At 72.0% G+C, this 768-nt stretch carries 1 protein-coding gene; it reads right to left on the bottom strand.

Features of this window, described 5'->3' with window-relative positions; all coding sequences use genetic code 11:
* Positions 1-768, bottom strand: a 768-nt coding sequence (locus KUM32_RS40685) for a ParB/RepB/Spo0J family partition protein (RefSeq protein ID WP_254406779.1), incomplete at both ends; no start/stop codon positions are given.

The following is a 768-nucleotide window of genomic DNA, read 5'->3' as shown; positions in this document are numbered from 1 at the left end:
GGTGACGATCTCTTCGACCGCGCGGACCGACAGCCCCTCCGCCACGATGCGGTGCGCCAGCCGGTCCTGCTCCTCGGAGTCCTCGACCGAGAGCAGCGCCCGAGCGTGCCCCGCCGAGAGCACGCCGGCCGCCACGCGCCGCTGCACCGACGGCGACAGACGCAGCAACCGCAGGGTGTTGGTGACCTGCGGGCGGGAGCGCCCGATGCGCTCGGCCAACTCGTCGTGCGTGCAGTTGAAGTCCTGGAGCAACTGGTCGTAGGCCGCGGCCTCTTCCAGCGGGTTGAGCTGAGCGCGGTGCAGGTTCTCCAGCAGCGCGTCCAGCAGCATCTTCTCGTCGTCGGTCGCCCGGACGATCGCTGGGATCTTCGTCAGGCCCGCCTCACGGCAGGCGCGCCAGCGCCGCTCGCCCATGATGAGCTCGTAGCGCTCCGGGCCCACCTGGCGGACCACGATCGGCTGGAGGAGGCCGACCTCCTGGATCGAGGTCACCAGCTCGGCGAGGGCGTCCTCGTCGAACTCGGTGCGCGGCTGCCGAGGGTTGGTGGTGATGGAGTCCAGCGGCAACTCCGCGAAGTGCGCGCCCAGGCCGTCATCCATGGCCTTCAGGGGCGCGGGCTCCTCGACGGGCGCGTCCTCGATTTCACGTGAAACGCGCTGCGCGGGGGCGGCCTCGTCCTCGGACTGGCCACCCGGCGGCAGCGTCGTCACCTTGGCCGCTGCCACGCCCCGCTCCGGCGACAGCACCGGAACCGCCGTCGGCGAGGC

It is taken from the genome of Streptomyces sp. AC627_RSS907 (genome assembly GCF_019049165.1).
This window is presented reverse-complemented; position numbering and strand designations above follow the sequence as displayed.